We start from the raw sequence: 580 nt of genomic DNA on the forward strand, positions 1-580 counted from the left end.
ATACCCGCATACAGGCTACGAGGGCGACCTTGGCAACTTTTCCGCGTCCGCGCAGCGCCTCATAACGAGCCTTGAGTGCTGGGTTGTACTTTATCGCCACAAGGCATGACATATACAACGATCGCCTGGCCTCAAACCGCCCGCCCGAGATAGAGCGTTTGCCCACGGATTTTCCGCTGTCGTGGTTAAAAGGCGCCACCCCGACCAACGAGGCTATTTCTTTGGACTCTACACGCCCCAGTTCTGGCAGAAGTGTTATCAGCTTGCCCGCCGTTACCAGCCCAATGCCTTTGACCTGGACCAGCTGAGTAACCCGTTCATCTTTCAGGGCTTCCGTTTGCTGGCTGATCGCTTGCTCAATCAGCTTGATCTGCGACTTGAAGTGCTGAAGGTTGGCTTTCAGAAAGTCGGACACCGCGCTGAACTGCGCCTGTTTCAGGCGCCTGCGGTCGTCATCACGCTGCTGAACCAGCCGATCACGTTGCTGCAGCAATTCTCGCAACAGCGCACGCTCCGGGCTGATCCGCAGGGTGGGCTGGTCTGGAATGACCTCAGCGTAGTGGGCCAGTACTTCGGCATC

General features: G+C 57.4%; 1 protein-coding gene. It reads right to left on the reverse strand.

The window, feature by feature from the left end:
• A partial coding sequence (locus PFU01S_RS21365) for a transposase (protein WP_042139961.1) occupies positions 1 to 580 on the reverse strand: 580 nt, incomplete at both ends.

Origin of the sequence: Pseudomonas fulva NBRC 16637 = DSM 17717 (assembly GCF_000730565.1) — a bacterium.
GTDB classification, from domain to species: Bacteria; Pseudomonadota; Gammaproteobacteria; order Pseudomonadales; family Pseudomonadaceae; genus Aquipseudomonas; species Aquipseudomonas fulva.